The organism is Citrobacter sp. wls615, assembly GCF_005281355.1.
Classification (GTDB): domain Bacteria; phylum Pseudomonadota; class Gammaproteobacteria; order Enterobacterales; family Enterobacteriaceae; genus Citrobacter; species Citrobacter werkmanii.
Genome location: NZ_SZXM01000017.1, coordinates 37,003 through 53,496, shown reverse-complemented (window position 1 = coordinate 53,496; position 16,494 = coordinate 37,003). Strand labels below are relative to the sequence as shown.

The window sequence follows — 16,494 nt, the reverse complement described above, 5'->3', positions numbered from 1 at the left end:
AAGAAATGACCTGCTTATTCGCACCTTCCCTAAAATAGAGGCACCAGAAGTACTGACAGATGTTGCACTGCTGTGTAGAAATAAAATATCGACCCAACGGGGTGAAAATATCAAAATAAATGGACTTCAACTGTTTTCAATCTAGCTATTACAAATCTTAAAGCAAGTGTTAAACATGTTACATAATGTAAATTTATATATTAAAATGTGATTTTGGGGTTTTAATTGAGTTTAGATTTGATAGTAAAGTTGTACATTTTAGGTTTATTGCATAGATTTAAAAAATCATACAAATTATAATATCCCATTGATTTAAAATAAAAAAATTAAAATTTTTCGGCTTTGAATTCCTGATGAATTCAGGTTGTCTCGCCTGAATTTAAGTTGGACAATTTTAGATTGAAAAAAATGACGCTTGTCACGACTTGTATCGATGTCTATCGCAGCACTATGCTACGAAGCCCGGAAATGGAGGGGGATGCGCTTTTTCTGCCACTGCATAGAAATTCACTTTTAAGGCTTTAAAAGAAATTAAGTTCAAGGTGGTAACGGTATTGTTTGTTGTTAATTAATACTTTGGGGTGAATCCAAATATAAAAATACCACTGGCGGGTGAGTTATTTAAAATGTTTCAGCGGACATACTCTTCATCGTAACGTGGCGTTAACAAATGTAAGTCATGTTAACAACAATTTGAGTGGTAACTAATTTAACTTCATGTACGACCAGGTCCAGGGTGACAACATGAAAAACAAGTTGTTATTTATGATGTTTACAATACTGGGTGTGCCTGGGATTGCATCCGCAGCAAGTTATGATTTAGCTAATTCAGAATATAACTTTGCGGTAAATGAATTAAGTAAGTCTTCATTTAATCAGGCAGCCATTATTGGTCAGGTCGGCACTGCGAACAGTGCAAATATTCGTCAGGGCGGCTCGAAGCTACTGTCGGTCATTTCGCAAGAAGGTTCTGGTAACCGGGCGAAAACGGACCAGACGGGATCATATAACTTTGCATATATTGATCAGGTGGGTAGTTCCAATGACGCGAGTATTAAACAAGGTTCTTATGGTAATACAGCGGTAATTATCCAGAAAGGCTCTGGTAATAAAGCAAATATTACCCAGTATGGTACACAAAAAACAGCAGTTGTGGTGCAGAGACAGTCGCATATGGCAATTCGCGTAACTCAACGCTAATCCATTAACGACTTTTAAATCAATCCGATGGGGGTTTACCATGAAACTTTTAAAAGTGGCAGCATTCGCAGCAATCGTAGTTTCTGGCAGTGCTCTGGCTGGTGTTGTTCCGCAATGGGGCGGCAATCATCATGGCGGCGGTAATAACTATGGCCCTGATTCTTCAATGAGCATCTACCAATATGGGACAGGCAACGTAGCGAATGCTCTGCAAAGTGATGCGCGTAAATCAGATGTCACCATCACACAACACGGGCGTGGAAACGGGGCTGTTGTAGGTCAAGGTGCTGATGACAGTACCATTAACCTGAAACAGACCGGCTTCCAGAACAGCGCCACTATCGATCAGTGGAATGCAAAAAATGCTGATATTAGCGTGACCCAGTTCGGTGGCCGTAACGGTGCGTTGGTTAATCAGACCGCTTCTGATTCCAATGTGCTGATTCGTCAAGTTGGCTTTGGCAACAACGCCACAGCTAACCAACACTAATTCAGTTTTCTGACTGATAATAAACAGGGCGTGAGCCCTGTTTTTTTTCGGGAGAATATGATGCATACGTTATTACTCATTGCCGCGCTGGCAAATCAAATAACATTCAATACGACCCAGCAAGGCGATATGTACACCATTATTCCACAGGTGACGTTAACTCAACCTTGCGTATGTGAGGTACAAGTTCTTGCCGTTCGTAAGGGGGAGGGGGGACAAAGCCAATCGCAGCAGAAAACAAGCCTTTCGGTCCCCGCTAATCGGCCGATTGAACTAACCAAACTGAGCTTTAATATTTCACCTGGGGATTCGGTCAAAATTATCGTTACCGTTTCGGATGGGCAGTCTCTGCATCTGTCACAACAATGGCCTGACTCAACCAGTCAGCCATAATTTTTGCCGTATTTGCATTAAGGGTGTGGCTGGGAATGCGGTGCTGTTCTATGAATATAGAAACGTACAACGTTTTATTTGATCGTAGCTCGCAGCGGTGAAGGATCATTCAGATCCCTCAAGGATGACTAATCATTGAGGAACCCTTATGTGTACATTTTTTAAACGTATTTTTAGCGCCAGTTTTTGTACGTTATCTTTTTTTACTCTCCCCGCAGTGGCACAGCAAATCTCGTCTGGCGGGGTTATTCATTTTCGCGGTGCAATAGTTGAAGCGCCCTGCGACGTTAGCACTCGACAACAACAGATCGAATTGTCTTGTATACGTAATGGCTCTACCCGTAATACCCTCTACAATCATCAACAGGTCACGACAGCCCCTCAGAATGTGCAGCAAATTGCCACTGTGAAAATGCATTACCTCAATGAACAGAAAAACATGGCGATTCTGAACATTGAATATAAATGAACCATTCTGGCTTAGACATGCAAACTTGTGGTTAAAAAGTGAGATTTCAAGGAAAACCCTGCTGTACACTTAACGAATCGTGTTTTGTCAGGGGGAATTTATGCAATCTCGCGTGCATGTGTTACACGGCGATATTACGACGATCGCAGTTGATGTGATTGTCAACGCGGCGAATTCAACGCTACTGGGAGGCGGTGGTGTTGATGGCGCGATCCACCGCGCTGCCGGACCTGCATTGTTGGAGGCCTGTAAACAGGTTATTCAGCAACAGGGACAATGCCCGACCGGGCATGCCGTTATCACGCTGGCGGGGGCACTTCCTGCAAAAGCGGTTATTCATACCGTAGGACCCGTCTGGCAAGGTGGAGAGCATCATGAGGCTGAACGTCTCGAAGAGGCCTATCTGAATACGCTGCAACTGGCCCTGGCCAATGGGTATCAATCCATTGCATTTCCGGCAATCAGTACCGGAGCCTACGGATATCCCCGCGCAGCAGCGGCAGAAATAGCGGTAAACACGGTGTTGAAATTTATTACCCGTCGTACGCTTCCTGATCAAATATACTTTGTTTGTTTTGACGAAGAAAACGCTCAACTCTACAAGAGACTACTTGCCCAGCAAGGTGACAATAACGACTGATATGACACGACTTGAGCGGGCTATCACGCCACTTTGCGCTAACCACTCTGGAGACTGTGGCATTCTTACGTTGGATGACAGCCTGGATGCCTTTGCTGCTCGTTATCGGCTAACAGAAATGGCGGAACGTACACTGGATGTGCAGTACTACATCTGGGAGAACGATATGTCCGGGCTATTGTTGTTTTCTGTCCTGTTGGCTGCGGCGAAACGTGGAGTGAAGGTCCGCTTGCTGTTGGATGACAACAACACGCCGGGTCTTGATGACACGCTGCGGCTACTGGACAGCCATCCTAATATACAAGTTCGTCTGTTTAATCCCTTTTCCTTTCGTATCCTGCGCGCCCTCGGCTATTTGACCGATTTTGCCCGGCTTAATCGGCGTATGCACAATAAAAGTTATACCGCTGACGGTGTGGTGACCATCGTGGGCGGGCGTAATATTGGTGATGCCTATTTTGGGGCGGGTGAGCAACCGCTGTTTTCCGATCTGGACGTCATGGCTATTGGGCCAGTTGTCAAAGATGTTGCGGATGATTTTGAGCGTTACTGGCACTGCCGTTCTGTTTCAACGTTACAAAACGTACTTGAGATGTCGGAGTCAGATTCCTTGCAGCGTATCGAACTGCCTGAATCCTGGTATAACGATGATATTACTCGCCGCTATCTGCACAAGCTGGAGACCAGCCAGTTTATGACCAGTCTTGATCAACAGTCGCTGCCGCTGATTTGGGCGAAAACGCGTTTGCTGAGTGATGATCCTGCCAAAGGTGAAGGGAAAGCGCCGCGCCATTCGTTATTACCACAGCGTTTGTTTGATGTGATGGGGTCGCCTGGCGAGCGAATTGATATTATTTCCGCCTACTTTGTGCCAACTCGCGCCGGGGTAGCACAGCTTTTGAGAATGGTAAGGAAAGGCGTCAAGATTGCTATTTTAACCAATTCGCTGGCGGCGAATGATGTGGCTATTGTTCATGCGGGCTATGCGCGATGGCGAAAGAAACTGCTGCGCTACGGCGTAGAATTATACGAACTTAAACCTACCCGCGAACACGTTTCAGTGGTCCACGACCGCGGATTAACCGGTAATTCAGGGTCCAGCCTGCATGCAAAAACCTTCAGTATTGACGGCCGAAAAGTATTTATCGGCTCGCTTAATTTTGATCCCCGTTCAACGCTGCTTAATACGGAAATGGGGTTTGTGATTGAGAGTGAAGTGCTGGCTGAAGTGATCCATAAACGTTTTATGCAGAGCCAGCGTGACATGGCCTGGCAACTACGCCTCGACCGCTGGGGCAGAATTAATTGGGTGGATCGCGCTTCCGGCAGCGAACAGGTACTAAAAAAAGAACCCGCCACAGGATTCTGGAAGCGGGTTCTGGTGAAGCTTGCATCCGTGTTACCCATTGAGTGGCTGCTCTGAACCACACAATGAGAGAAAAATTAGCCAGCCACAGCTTTATTTTTATCTTGCTTAACGAGCGGTTTACCCGAGAAGAGAAACTTCAGCACCGGTATGCGTAAATGGATTTCGTACAGTATCACCGCAATCCCCACCACAAACAGCAGGCCGCAGAAAAAGCCCAGCAGATTCGATGAGATATGCGGTGTGATATACGCGCCAAAAAACAGCGTCAAAGGGTGGTGCACTAAATAGATAAACAGCGACGCGTTGACAAAATAGGTTACGCGGGCCGACTGGAAATTCAGCAAACGGTGGCCAAGTGAAAAGACGACGTTCACCATCCACAGTCCCATGACCATGGTGATGACATATTCGGTTTCATACATCCACGCGTCGCCACTGCCATAACGTTGATTGAGCAGGTAGGCGACAAACGCCAATGCGGCGCCTATCGTACAGCCGCGCGATGGCGTGGTGAACAGCGCTTTCAGATTAGGATTGATAAACGCCAGTGCGCCGAGCATAAAGAAAGGCACATAGAACAGCGTCTGCATAACAATAAAATTAAACATGCCATCGCTGAGAATTGAAGGGTAGAGGATGAAAATCGCCCTCCTGACGGCGGCATAACCGACACCCAATAAAATAAAAATCAGCGTTAATTTGCTCATCGACACAGAAGAGGGGTTAGCACCTTCTCTACGCATTGTCTTATTTTTCATCTGGGTAAATACCCACATGCTTACGGTCGTTAAAACCACCAGAACCAGTAAAAACCACAGATGAGAAATAAGCTCCCAGGCCAGCGTGTTGTACTTTTCGTACCCGCTGAGAGTATGCCAGCTGTCTGCTTTGCCCTTCACGTATTGCAGCATGATAAATTGCGGCAGCGTCAGCAATGGAATCGCCGTCAGCATGGGGATTCCCACGCGTTCTACACGTACTTTCCACCACCGCTTTAGCGGATAGCGCAAAAATAACATGTACGAAAAGTAACCCGAAATAACAAAGAAGACCTGCATGCGAAACGCATGGATAAAATCGTTAAAAAGGGTCAACCACCACGACGGCTCTGCGCTGTTCACGTGCCAGGTATGGGTGGAATAGATCAGAGAAATATGGAAGGGGATCCCTAACAACATTAGCCAGGCACGGATGGAGTCAAGAAAATATTCACGTGGTGGTGATACAGAGCTCATAGACAGTTACGTATTCTCAGACTTTTCGTCTTATCCCTAAGACGAATAATGGTTACATTCGAGGCCAACCCTACACGAAGTCCAACAACCTGTCTCCAGGATAAGCACGCAAAGTGAAAACAGCAGACAAAGCTGCTTAAAGCATGAGCCAGCGCGCGAACAATACAGGGATTCAGTTGTCGGAATGCCCGATTATCCATTAAAATGGATCGGATCAATATAAGCACACAAAGGGGGAAGTGCTTACTAATTATGAAACATAAACTACAAATGATGAAAATGCGTTGGTTGGGTGCAGCAGTCATGTTAACGCTGTACACATCATCGAGCTGGGCGTTCAGCATTGATGATGTTGCAAAACAAGCTCAATCCTTAGCCGGTAAAGGCTATGAGGCGCCAAAAAGTAACTTGCCCTCCGTTTTCCGCGACATGAAATATGCGGATTATCAGCAGATCCAGTTTAATCGCGATAAAGCTTACTGGAGCAATCTCAAGACCCCATTTAAGCTCGAGTTCTACCACCAGGGTATGTACTTCGACACGCCGGTCAAAATCAACGAAGTTACCGCCACTGCGGTGAAAAGAATCAAATATAGCCCGGATTACTTTAATTTTGGCGATGTTCAGCATGATAAAGACACGGTAAAAGATCTCGGTTTCGCCGGGTTCAAGGTGCTGTATCCGATCAACAGCAAAGATAAAAACGATGAAATCGTCAGCATGCTCGGTGCCAGCTATTTCCGTGTTCTCGGCGCAGGCCAGGTCTACGGTCTTTCTGCGCGCGGTCTCGCGATCGATACCGCTCTGCCTTCTGGTGAAGAATTTCCCCGCTTCCGTGAGTTTTGGATCGAACGTCCGAAACCGACTGACAAACGTTTAACCATCTACGCCTTGCTGGATTCTCCGCGCGCAACCGGAGCGTATCGCTTTGTCATTATTCCGGGGCGTGACACGGTTGTTGATGTTCAGTCCAAAGTTTACCTGCGCGACAAAGTGGGCAAGCTGGGCGTGGCGCCGTTAACCAGTATGTTCCTGTTCGGCCCAAACCAGCCATCTCCGGCAACGAACTATCGTCCGGAACTGCATGACTCTAACGGTTTGTCTATCCACGCTGGCAACGGCGAGTGGATTTGGCGTCCGCTGAACAACCCGAAACATCTCGCGGTGAGCAGCTTTGCCATGGAAAACCCGCAAGGTTTCGGTCTGTTGCAGCGTGGTCGTCAGTTCTCGCGTTTTGAAGATATTGACGATCGTTACGACCTGCGTCCGAGCGCCTGGATCACGCCAAAAGGTGACTGGGGCAAAGGTAAGATTGAGTTAGTTGAAATTCCGACTAACGATGAAACGAACGATAATATCGTCGCGTACTGGACGCCGGATCAACTGCCTGAAGCGGGCAAAGAGATGAACTTCAAGTACTCCCTGACGTTCACGCGTGATGAAGACAAGCTTCATGCGCCGGAAAATGCCTGGGTACAGCAGACTCGTCGTTCTACGGGTGATGTTAAACAATCCAATCTGATTCGTCAGCCAGACGGTACTATCGCGTTTGTGGTGGATTTTACCGGCGCAGACATGAAAAAGCTGCCGCAGGATACCCCGGTTACCGCACAAACCAGCATTGGCGACAACGGCGAGATCGTTGAAAACACCGTGCGTTACAACCCGGTCACTAAAGGTTGGCGTTTGATGCTGCGCGTGAAGGTGAAAGACGTGAAGAAAACCACTGAAATGCGAGCAGCTCTGGTCAATGCCGATCAGACGTTGAGTGAAACCTGGAGCTACCAGTTACCTGCCAATGAATAAGACAACTGAGTATATTGACGCAATGCCGCTTTCGGATATCGAAAAAGCGGCACTGCCGAAAACTGACATCCGCGCCGTTCATCAGGCGCTGGATGCCGAGCATCGTACTTACTCGCGCGAAGATGATTCACCGCAGGGTTCAGTGAAAGCTCGCCTTGAGCAAGCATGGCCAGATTCTCTGGCGAAAGAGCAGTTGGTTAAGGACGATGAAGGACGCGATCAGCTTCAGGCGATGCCAAAAGCAACGCGTACTTCGATGTTCCCCGATCCCTGGCGTACCAACCCGGTTGGTCGTTTTTGGGATCGTCTGCGTGGACGTGATGTGACTCCGCGTTATCTTTCGCGTTTGACGAAAGAAGAACAAGAGAGCGAGCAAAAATGGCGTACCGTTGGCACAATCCGCCGCTATACGCTGTTGATCTTAACGCTGGCGCAAACGGTCGTAGCAACCTGGTATATGAAGACGATCCTTCCGTACCAGGGTTGGGCATTCATAAATCCGGTCGACATGATGGGGCAGGACCTGTGGGTGTCCTTTATGCAACTGCTGCCCTACATGCTACAGACCGGCATTCTGATTTTGTTTGCCGTACTTTTCTGTTGGGTCTCTGCGGGGTTCTGGACCGCGCTGATGGGCTTCCTGCAACTGCTGATTGGGCGAGATAAGTACAGTATCTCCGCCTCAACGGTAGGGGATGAACCACTGAATCCTGAACACCGTACCGCACTGATTATGCCTATCTGTAACGAGGACGTTGACCGCGTATTCGCGGGGCTGCGCGCCACGTGGGAGTCGGTTAAAGCAACGGGCAACGCTGAGCATTTTGATGTTTACATCCTGAGCGACAGCTACAACCCAGATATCTGCGTAGCGGAACAAAAAGCGTGGATGGAACTGATTGCTGAAGTGCAGGGCGAAGGGCAGATTTTCTACCGTCGTCGTCGTCGTCGTGTGAAGCGCAAAAGCGGCAACATCGATGACTTCTGCCGCCGTTGGGGGAATCAGTACAGCTATATGGTAGTGCTCGACGCTGACTCCGTGATGAGCGGAGACTGTCTCAGCGGTCTGGTACGTCTGATGGAAGCAAATCCGAACGCCGGGATTATCCAGTCTTCGCCGAAGGCTTCCGGTATGGATACGCTGTATGCGCGTTGCCAGCAGTTCGCGACCCGTGTTTATGGCCCGTTGTTTACCGCCGGACTTCACTTCTGGCAGTTGGGTGAATCGCACTACTGGGGTCATAACGCCATCATTCGCGTGAAGCCGTTTATTGAACACTGTGCGCTGGCGCCGTTACCAGGTGAAGGCTCATTTGCCGGTTCGATCCTCTCCCATGACTTCGTGGAAGCGGCATTAATGCGTCGTGCCGGCTGGGGCGTGTGGATCGCTTACGATCTGCCGGGTTCTTATGAAGAGCTGCCGCCAAACCTGTTGGATGAACTCAAGCGTGACCGTCGCTGGTGCCACGGTAACCTGATGAACTTCCGTCTGTTCCTGGTCAAGGGGATGCACCCGGTTCACCGCGCGGTGTTCCTGACCGGTGTTATGTCCTATCTGTCAGCGCCGTTGTGGTTCATGTTCCTCGCGCTGTCTACCGCCTTGCAGGTAGTCCATGCGTTGACGGAGCCGCAGTATTTCCTGCAACCGCGGCAGCTATTCCCGGTCTGGCCGCAGTGGCGTCCTGAACTGGCGATCGCGCTGTTTGCCTCCACCATGGTGCTGCTGTTCCTGCCGAAGCTGCTGAGCATTTTGCTTATCTGGTGTAAAGGGACGAAAGAGTACGGTGGATTTATTCGCGTCACGCTGTCGCTGCTGCTGGAGGTTCTGTTCTCTGTGCTGCTGGCGCCGGTGCGTATGCTGTTCCATACCGTTTTCGTGGTGAGCGCATTCCTCGGTTGGGAAGTGGTGTGGAATTCGCCGCAGCGTGATGACGATTCAACCCCGTGGGGGGAAGCGTTTATGCGTCACGGTTCTCAGCTACTGCTGGGGCTGGTGTGGGCTGTGGGTATGGCCTGGCTGGATCTGCGTTTTCTGTTCTGGCTGGCGCCGATTGTCTTCTCGCTGATCCTCTCGCCGTTTGTTTCCGTAATTTCCAGTCGTTCTACGGTTGGGTTACGAACCAAACGTTGGAAGCTGTTCCTGATCCCGGAAGAGTACTCTCCGCCACAGGTGTTGGTGGATACAGATAACTACCTGGTGATGAACCGTAATCGTACGCTGGACGACGGCTTTATGCATGCGGTGTTTAACCCGTCGTTTAACGCGCTGGCGACGGCAATGGCGACTGCGCGCCACCGCGCCAGTAACGTTCTTGAGATTGCACGCGACCGTCATGTGGAGCAGGCGCTGAACGAAACGCCGGAGAAACTGAATCGCGATCGTCGCCTTGTGCTGTTAAGCGATCCGGTGACCATGGCGCGTTTACATTATCGCGTCTGGAATTCACCTGATAAGTATTCTTCGTGGGTGAATTACTATCAGGGTCTGACCCTGAATCCGTTAGCGCTCAGGAAAAAATAAGCGTTCTGTAATGTGAAAATACCGGCCTGGTGCCGGTATTTTTTTATACTTAATAAAAAGAGTCATGGGGTACCAGATGCGAATAGTGGCAGTGGCGATAATGGTCTTGTTCCTGAGCGGATGCGGCAGCATTATTAGCCGGACCATCCCAGGACAAGGGCACGGCAACCAATACTATCCAGGCGTACAATGGGATGTCCGCGATTCAGCATGGCGCTACGTTACTATCCTCGATCTGCCTTTTTCGCTGGTGTTTGATACGTTGCTGCTCCCTCTGGACATCCACCATGGGCCTTATGAGTAATTATCGTTCATCCCACTCGTCGGCGGCCGTCTGACCTTCTTCGGTATCCAGAGGCGGCTCAAGCTGGAATTCGCCTTCATCCCATTCGTGGAGGGTGTTTTCCTCCAGCCATTCCTGGCGAATTTCAATCTCATCATAATCACCATCAAAAACGCTTTGCGCCGCTTCACCGCTTAGTATTGGCAGACATTCACCATCGACATCATCCTCATCGGCAAAGAATTCTGCTTGCCACATAATGTCGCCATCCTGTAGCACGTATTTTTGTACGCTTAGCTGCTGAACACTGGCATCGTCAGCCTCCAGACCCGGGTTATCTGCCAGAAACACTTCACGAGCAGCATCAATAGCCTCTTCCAGCGTGGCATAAAAATACATGTCATTCTTTGCCATAATCTTCTCCTAAGGTGAACAATAAATGGTGATGATTCAATCTATAGACCTCGATCCGCGGAGCGTCAAACCCATTGACTGCAGAGCTAACCTAAATGAATGCCAGCCGTTGGTAGCGACGACAAGGTTTTATGATGACGTCTTCGATTGGTATGGAAAAATTTACAATGCGAGATACTGAAGTTGGCGTAATGGACGACCGCGAATTTGAGAAAAAAAGGTAATGTGTGTGGTTAGCTGTGACGTAATGAAAATCAAATAAATAAACGATACTGTTATATAAATGCATCTTCAGATTTAATACGTATTTATTCGAGTTTTTGATTGTGCCAATGCCCATTGTTCTGATGAGAGGATGTCTAACCTTATTAAAATAAAGGAAAAAATATTTATTAATGTGAAAAAATCACAGAGGTAATTATTGAGGGATACTGAACTCAAGAAGCGTAAAAGTAATGACTAAGTATCCGCCATGTGCAACATCTGTTAATGGCGTGAGGCGTTTTAAAAAAAGATACTTAATAATAGATGATTAATACCAGATGTTATAAATGGATAAAAAATCATTAAATAATAAATGAATAAATATCACTGAAGTTGTACGGCTATATAGATTGCAAATGCTTATGCTTTATTATATAAAATGCCAACTCAAGAATACTCCTAAGGATGTTATGGAAAACAGTAATTCAAATAACAGGAAGTTGATGGCGTTCTATATAACTTGCTTAATCAGCTATATTCTTGGTGGGTTATGTCTTACGCAGTTTAAATTAACAATACAGAGCGTTCCGCAAACAATATATTTGATTATCATAGTAGGCTTGTTCTTTTTATATGGAATTATTTTCCTTTTTATGTTGTTTCAGTATTTATGCAGGAAAGATCTAACGTGTCTTATGATCTTAGGTATGGCGTTTCTTAGCAATAATATTTTCTTTGTGGAAACTATTTATATCGTTCAGGATTTAATTAATGATCACACTTCGATAGAAAAAAGAACTAACGATATCGCTATATTCTATTATTTTCGCCAACTTAGTTTTATTGCCTTGTTATTTGTATCCTTGAAATCTTATAAAGCATCTTCGACAGTAATTGAAACTAAAGAAAGAGAACCATGCTATATAGCGGTGGCGTTTTTAATCATGTTGGCTATCGCTGTACTGGCGCATAGCCTGGCCAGTTATAATCCGGGCATGACCCTTGAGATTACGAGCTTAAAACCCGACAACGTAACCGTTCACTGGCATATTGGCTACATTTATTCACTGATTGTTGCCTGGGGGATGGTTCTGCTATATTTGGTTATTAAAACTAAAACACATAATATTTTATGGAAAAGTATCGGCTTACTGTGTTGCTCAGGAATATTAACTAATGTACTGCTATTAAGCTTAGATGAATATAGTATGTATATTTGGTATATCAGCAGAGGGATTGAGGTGATCAGTACCCTTTGTATAATATCGATATTAATGTATAACACTTTTATTATTCTAAAAAAAGAAACGGATTCGGCTATCAAAGATGCCATGACCAAAATATACAACCGAAAGCTGTTCTATAGATCGTTAAAAACATCGCTAGCGAAAGGCGTGGTTTGCGTAATGGTCCTCGATATCGACAAATTTAAACGAATTAACGATACCTATGGGCATCAGGAGGGGGATCGGGTAATAATAAGTATTGTTGATATAATCAACAAGTCAATTAGAGACTCGGATATCTTTGCACGCATCGGTGGTGAAGAGTTTGCTATTCTTCTTAAGTGCAAGGATAAGGATGAAGTTCTTGTCGTTGCAGAACGAATCAGAAGAAATGTTGAGCATGGAACGACCATACCCAATGCCTATGATTTAAAAGAAAAGATGACGATCAGCATCGGTGTATATTATAGCAAAGCTGATGATGATTCGGCGGATAAAGTTGTTTCTTATGCCGATGCTGCGTTGTATGACGCCAAAAACTCTGGCAGGAATAAGGTGTGTTACTATTATCATTAAAAGTAAAATGAATACTGCCTGAAAATGCAAAGTTTACTCTTCGGATTCAGGCAATATAGACAAATCATCCAGCGAGCTCAGCGCTCCGGCGACGGCGCAGGCTATTCCACGAATAGATCGCGTTAAATAGTACAACCCCCGCGGTCACGCAGAAAACCGCGCGAAAGCCGTAATTGGCGGATATTGCCGCCCCCATTAATGGTCCCGTTACGTTGCCGATGTCGCGAAATGACTGGTTGTAACTGAAAATACGCCCGGCAACTTGATTGGTTGAGTTATAGACCAGCAGCGTTTGCACCGCCGGGAGCAGAGCGCCGTCGGCAGCACCCAATAAAAAACGCAGAACGCCCAATTGCCAGGGCGTATGTACAAATGACATCGGAATCAGCAATAGCACGGAAATAATCAGTGCGACGATCAGGATCTTCTCCGGGCCAATCCGGTCACCGAGTTTGCCAAGCCTTGGGGCACTGATTAACGCCGCTACGCCGGGTACGGAGGCAATCATCCCACTAATGAACGCGATATTACTGACGTTTCCGGCTAATTCCCGCACGTATAACGTCAGGATTGGCGCAATGGAACCGGTCGCCACCTGAATGATTAAGGTGGTGACAAACAGGCTCAGCACCAGTTTGGGATTTTTTAACGAGGCCACGACTTCACGTATGTGCAGCATCTCTTTCTTGCTTACCGGCTGAAAACGCTCGCGGATAAAAAATAGCGTCAGGATAAAACAGACCAGCAGTACGCTGGCGGTAATGAAGAATACGGGACGCAATCCATACTGGTCAGCGAGTAGTCCACCTGCCAGCGGCCCGAGCAGTGCGCCACTGACGCCGCCGGTAGAGAGCGTTCCCAGCGCCCAGCCGCTTTTATTGCGTGGAACTTGGGTGGCGATCAACGCATTGGCGTTGGGAATGAAACCGCCGAGCAGACCCAACAGCGCGCGCAGAACCAGGAACTGCCAGATATTTTGCGCCAGCCCCATCAGCAGCATCACAATAGCCATACCCAACGCGGAACGCAGCAGCATGATTTTTCGCCCTTTGCGGTCGGCAAGGCCACCCCAGAAAGGGGAGGCGATAGCTGAAAACAAAAAGGTGATGCTGAACACCAGACCTGACCACATGTTCAGGGCGCTATGGCCCGTGACGCCGAGACTCTCAACGTACAAGGGCAAAAAGGGCATGACCAGGCTAAATGCTGCGCCGGTTAAAAAACAACCCAACCAGGCAACGGTGAGGTTGCGTTTCCAGTTTATGGGGGCATCTGAGGGTGACATAACGATCCGCAGTGTGAGGCGCTGTATGCGCTATCGATTGAATATAAGTAAGCAGACTAATTATGCGCCCGGTTGATAGTTGCTGCAATGCGGATAGCAGTTAAACCTAAAGCGAGTAAGGAGGGGGTTGCAGCCCACTGGACTGCAACCGCGTGTTAGTACAGGGAAGGGGCGCCTTCAGGACGAGTCTTGAAGCGACGATGCAGCCACATATACTGTTCTGGGGCCATCATGATGCATTGTTCAACGATCTTATTCATCCATGCAGCCGTGGTTTCCGCGTCGTCTAACGGCGGTGAACACTCTGGCGGTAGCATAATCAGTTGATACCCTTTACCGTCGGGCTTACGGCGAGGAACAAATGGCACCAGACAGGCATTCGACATGCGTGAAAGCATCCAGGTCCCGGAGGTCGTAGCGGCCTGTTCAACGGCAAACAGCGGTACAAACACGCTGGCGCGAGGGCCGTAGTCATGATCCGGTGCGTACCAGACCACTTCGCCTTTTTTCAACGCTTTAATCATTCCTTTCAGGTCTTTACGATCAAGCATTGATTTATTAGAGCGCATGCGGCCCCAGGTCTGTAACCAGTCGAGCAGTGGGTTGTCATTAGGACGATACACACCGATACCTGGCTCCTGCAAACCAAACTGACGTGCACCCAGTTCCAGGGTCAGAAAGTGTAGGCCGACTAACAGGATCCCCCGCTTTTGCGCCTGAACGTCACGGATATGTTCCATACCAATCACTTCTGTCCAGCGTGAAATGCGCTTATCGGACCAAAACCAGGCCATCCCGGTTTCCATCACGCCCATGCCGACGGACTCGAAGTTCCTGACGACCATCTGCTGGCGTTCCTGCTCACTCATCTGCGGGAAGCACAGCTCCAGATTACGTGAAACGATTTTTGCCCGGCGTTTCATCAAACGTAACGCCAGACGACCTAATGCACAGCCCAACTTATAGAGTACCGGGTAGGGTAACTGCACGATTAACCAAAGGATGCCAATACCCAGCCAGGTTAACCAATAACGTGGATGCAGTAGTGCAGCCGAAAACTTGGGTAAATTCGTCATGTCTATCCTGTCTTCAAACGACCAATTCCCTGTATTGTCGCATTTTTTCGCGCGTATCAAAAATTTGTGACGGGAGAACGGTGATTAAATCGGCAATTGTTGTTGTGTTTTTATCGTGAAGTATGAAATGTAGCGTAAAATGTGTGGATGTAAATTGGCGATGTTTGCTTTATGATGCCGCCGATTTTCATTTACTCCCTATTTGCAGGATACGTACACCATGCCAGTGTTACACAACCGCATTTCGAACGACGCGCTCAAAGCCAAAATGCTGGCCGAGACTGAGCCGCGCACGACGATCTCGTTTTATAAATATTTCACCATCGATGACCCGCAGCATACGCGTGATGCGCTGTACCAACTGTTCACTGCGTTGAATGTGTTCGGGCGTGTATATCTTGCTCATGAAGGCATTAACGCGCAAATTAGCGTGCCGCAAAGCAACGTGGATGCATTTCGCCAACAGCTGTATGCATTCAATCCTGCCCTGGATGGATTACGTCTTAATATCGCCCTGGACGATGACGGAAAATCGTTCTGGGTGCTGCGCATGAAAGTCCGCGAACGCATTGTGGCGGACGGGATTGATGATCCTGACTTTAACGCCAGCGACGTGGGTGACTACCTGAAGGCGGCTGAAGTGAACGCCATGTTGGACGATCCTGACGCGGTATTCATCGATATGCGCAACCACTATGAATATGAGGTGGGGCATTTCGAGAACGCGCTTGAGATCCCGGCAGACACATTCCGTGACCAGTTGCCGAAAGCGGTTGAAATGATGCAGGAGCATAAAGATAAAAAGATCGTTATGTACTGCACGGGCGGGATCCGCTGTGAGAAGGCCAGCGCCTGGATGAAACACAACGGATTTAGCAAAGTCTGGCACATTGAGGGGGGTATTATTGAATATGCCCGCAAGGCGCGTGAACAGGGGCTTCCGGTACGTTTCATCGGCAAGAATTTCGTTTTTGATGAGCGTATGGGAGAAAGGATCTCTGAGGATATTATCGCGCATTGTCACCAGTGCGGAACCGCATGCGACAGCCACACTAATTGTAAAAATGATGGCTGCCATTTGCTATTTATTCAGTGCCCGGCTTGCGCGCAGAAGTATAAAGGCTGCTGCAGTGAGCTGTGTTGCGAAGAGAGTGAGTTGCCAGAAGAAGAGCAACGACGTCGTCGCGCCGGGCGTGAAAATGGCAACAAAATCTTTAATAAATCCCGCGGTCGTCTGAATACCAAACTGGGTATTCCGGATCCCGCGCAATAAAATTTTGCCGGATGATGGCTGTCACCTCATCCGG

General features: G+C 47.9%; 14 protein-coding genes. 10 read left to right on the top strand and 4 right to left on the bottom strand.

The features are described from left to right. Nucleotides 1-744: 744 nt before the first annotated feature. The 5 genes from csgB (at nt 745) to FDX04_RS05230 (ending at nt 4,615) form a co-directional block, all read left to right on the top strand. Nucleotides 745-1,200: a curli minor subunit CsgB gene (gene csgB / locus FDX04_RS05255; RefSeq protein WP_079224689.1), complete on the top strand. Its 456-nt coding sequence runs from the start codon at nt 745-747 to the stop codon at nt 1,198-1,200. A 40-nt stretch (nt 1,201-1,240) separates the two neighbouring features. Then, nucleotides 1,241-1,690: a curli major subunit CsgA gene (csgA, locus tag FDX04_RS05250; RefSeq protein WP_042309244.1), complete on the top strand. Its 450-nt coding sequence runs from the start codon at nt 1,241-1,243 to the stop codon at nt 1,688-1,690. Between the two features lie 60 nt (nt 1,691-1,750). Beyond that, the gene (gene csgC, locus FDX04_RS05245) at nt 1,751-2,083 is read left to right on the top strand and encodes a curli assembly chaperone CsgC (RefSeq protein ID WP_042309242.1); all 333 of its coding nucleotides are present in this window, start codon (nt 1,751-1,753) and stop codon (nt 2,081-2,083) included. A 569-nt stretch (nt 2,084-2,652) separates the two neighbouring features. Next, a complete protein-coding gene (ymdB, locus tag FDX04_RS05235) occupies nt 2,653-3,192 on the top strand; it encodes an O-acetyl-ADP-ribose deacetylase (protein WP_137361007.1) in 540 nt (179 codons plus the stop codon). Beyond that, nucleotides 3,128-4,615: a phospholipase D family protein gene (locus FDX04_RS05230; RefSeq protein WP_137370542.1), complete on the top strand. Its 1,488-nt coding sequence runs from the start codon at nt 3,128-3,130 to the stop codon at nt 4,613-4,615. The genes ymdB and FDX04_RS05230 overlap by 65 nt, the downstream gene beginning before the upstream one ends. A 20-nt stretch (nt 4,616-4,635) precedes the next feature. Here FDX04_RS05230 and mdoC read toward each other — a convergent pair whose 3' ends face one another. Next, nucleotides 4,636-5,796, bottom strand: a complete 1,161-nt coding sequence (mdoC, locus tag FDX04_RS05225) for a glucans biosynthesis protein MdoC (RefSeq protein ID WP_137361008.1) — start codon at nt 5,794-5,796, stop codon at nt 4,636-4,638. Nucleotides 5,797-6,066: 270 nt separating this feature from the next. On the opposite strand from mdoC, the gene mdoG reads away from it, so the two are divergent. The 3 genes from mdoG to FDX04_RS05210 all read left to right on the top strand — a co-directional run bounded on the left by mdoG (nt 6,067) and on the right by FDX04_RS05210 (nt 10,427). Then, complete coding sequence (mdoG, locus tag FDX04_RS05220; protein ID WP_087857802.1) at nt 6,067-7,602, top strand: glucans biosynthesis protein MdoG; 1,536 nt, start codon at nt 6,067-6,069, stop codon at nt 7,600-7,602. Then, nucleotides 7,595-10,123: a glucans biosynthesis glucosyltransferase MdoH gene (gene mdoH / locus FDX04_RS05215; protein WP_042309231.1), complete on the top strand. Its 2,529-nt coding sequence runs from the start codon at nt 7,595-7,597 to the stop codon at nt 10,121-10,123. Before mdoG ends, mdoH begins: the two co-directional genes overlap by 8 nt. A 76-nt stretch (nt 10,124-10,199) precedes the next feature. Beyond that, a complete protein-coding gene (locus tag FDX04_RS05210) occupies nt 10,200-10,427 on the top strand; it encodes a YceK/YidQ family lipoprotein (RefSeq protein ID WP_038639644.1) in 228 nt (75 codons plus the stop codon). On the opposite strand, the gene FDX04_RS05205 is transcribed toward FDX04_RS05210, so the two are convergent. Continuing rightward, complete coding sequence (locus tag FDX04_RS05205) at nt 10,428-10,805, bottom strand: MysB family protein (RefSeq protein ID WP_137361051.1); 378 nt, start codon at nt 10,803-10,805, stop codon at nt 10,428-10,430. Nucleotides 10,806-11,494: 689 nt separating this feature from the next. Between FDX04_RS05205 and FDX04_RS05200 the strand changes: the two genes are divergently transcribed. Beyond that, nucleotides 11,495-12,826 (top strand): sensor domain-containing diguanylate cyclase, encoded by a 1,332-nt coding sequence (locus FDX04_RS05200; RefSeq protein WP_137370541.1) that lies wholly within the window; start codon nt 11,495-11,497, stop codon nt 12,824-12,826. A gap of 64 nt (nt 12,827-12,890) precedes the next feature. Here the strand turns inward: FDX04_RS05200 and mdtG are convergent, their stop codons facing one another. Together mdtG and FDX04_RS05190 are read right to left on the bottom strand one after the other, a co-directional pair. Beyond that, on the bottom strand, nt 12,891-14,111 hold the full coding sequence (gene mdtG, locus FDX04_RS05195; RefSeq protein ID WP_137361010.1) for a multidrug efflux MFS transporter MdtG: 1,221 nt from the start codon (nt 14,109-14,111) through the stop codon (nt 12,891-12,893). 155 nt (nt 14,112-14,266) lie between these two features. After that, nucleotides 14,267-15,187, bottom strand: coding sequence for a Kdo(2)-lipid IV(A) acyltransferase (locus FDX04_RS05190; RefSeq protein WP_038639653.1), 921 nt, complete (start codon nt 15,185-15,187; stop codon nt 14,267-14,269). A 220-nt stretch (nt 15,188-15,407) separates the two neighbouring features. On the opposite strand from FDX04_RS05190, the gene FDX04_RS05185 reads away from it, so the two are divergent. Further along, the gene (locus FDX04_RS05185) at nt 15,408-16,460 is read left to right on the top strand and encodes a rhodanese-related sulfurtransferase (protein ID WP_137361012.1); all 1,053 of its coding nucleotides are present in this window, start codon (nt 15,408-15,410) and stop codon (nt 16,458-16,460) included. Nucleotides 16,461-16,494: the final 34 nt, after the last annotated feature.

Coding starts and splice junctions, on each gene's coding strand:
- ymdB (WP_137361007.1), top strand. CDS start 2,653: ATGCAATCTCGCGTGCATGTGTTACACGGCGATATTACGACGATCGCA.
- FDX04_RS05210 (WP_038639644.1), top strand. CDS start 10,200: ATGCGAATAGTGGCAGTGGCGATAATGGTCTTGTTCCTGAGCGGATGC.
- csgC (WP_042309242.1), top strand. CDS start 1,751: ATGCATACGTTATTACTCATTGCCGCGCTGGCAAATCAAATAACATTC.
- mdoC (WP_137361008.1), bottom strand. CDS start 5,796: ATGAGCTCTGTATCACCACCACGTGAATATTTTCTTGACTCCATCCGT.
- FDX04_RS05190 (WP_038639653.1), bottom strand. CDS start 15,187: ATGACGAATTTACCCAAGTTTTCGGCTGCACTACTGCATCCACGTTAT.
- FDX04_RS05205 (WP_137361051.1), bottom strand. CDS start 10,805: ATGTATTTTTATGCCACGCTGGAAGAGGCTATTGATGCTGCTCGTGAA.
- FDX04_RS05200 (WP_137370541.1), top strand. CDS start 11,495: ATGGAAAACAGTAATTCAAATAACAGGAAGTTGATGGCGTTCTATATA.
- mdoG (WP_087857802.1), top strand. CDS start 6,067: ATGATGAAAATGCGTTGGTTGGGTGCAGCAGTCATGTTAACGCTGTAC.
- mdtG (WP_137361010.1), bottom strand. CDS start 14,111: ATGTCACCCTCAGATGCCCCCATAAACTGGAAACGCAACCTCACCGTT.
- csgA (WP_042309244.1), top strand. CDS start 1,241: ATGAAACTTTTAAAAGTGGCAGCATTCGCAGCAATCGTAGTTTCTGGC.
- FDX04_RS05185 (WP_137361012.1), top strand. CDS start 15,408: ATGCCAGTGTTACACAACCGCATTTCGAACGACGCGCTCAAAGCCAAA.
- mdoH (WP_042309231.1), top strand. CDS start 7,595: ATGAATAAGACAACTGAGTATATTGACGCAATGCCGCTTTCGGATATC.
- csgB (WP_079224689.1), top strand. CDS start 745: ATGAAAAACAAGTTGTTATTTATGATGTTTACAATACTGGGTGTGCCT.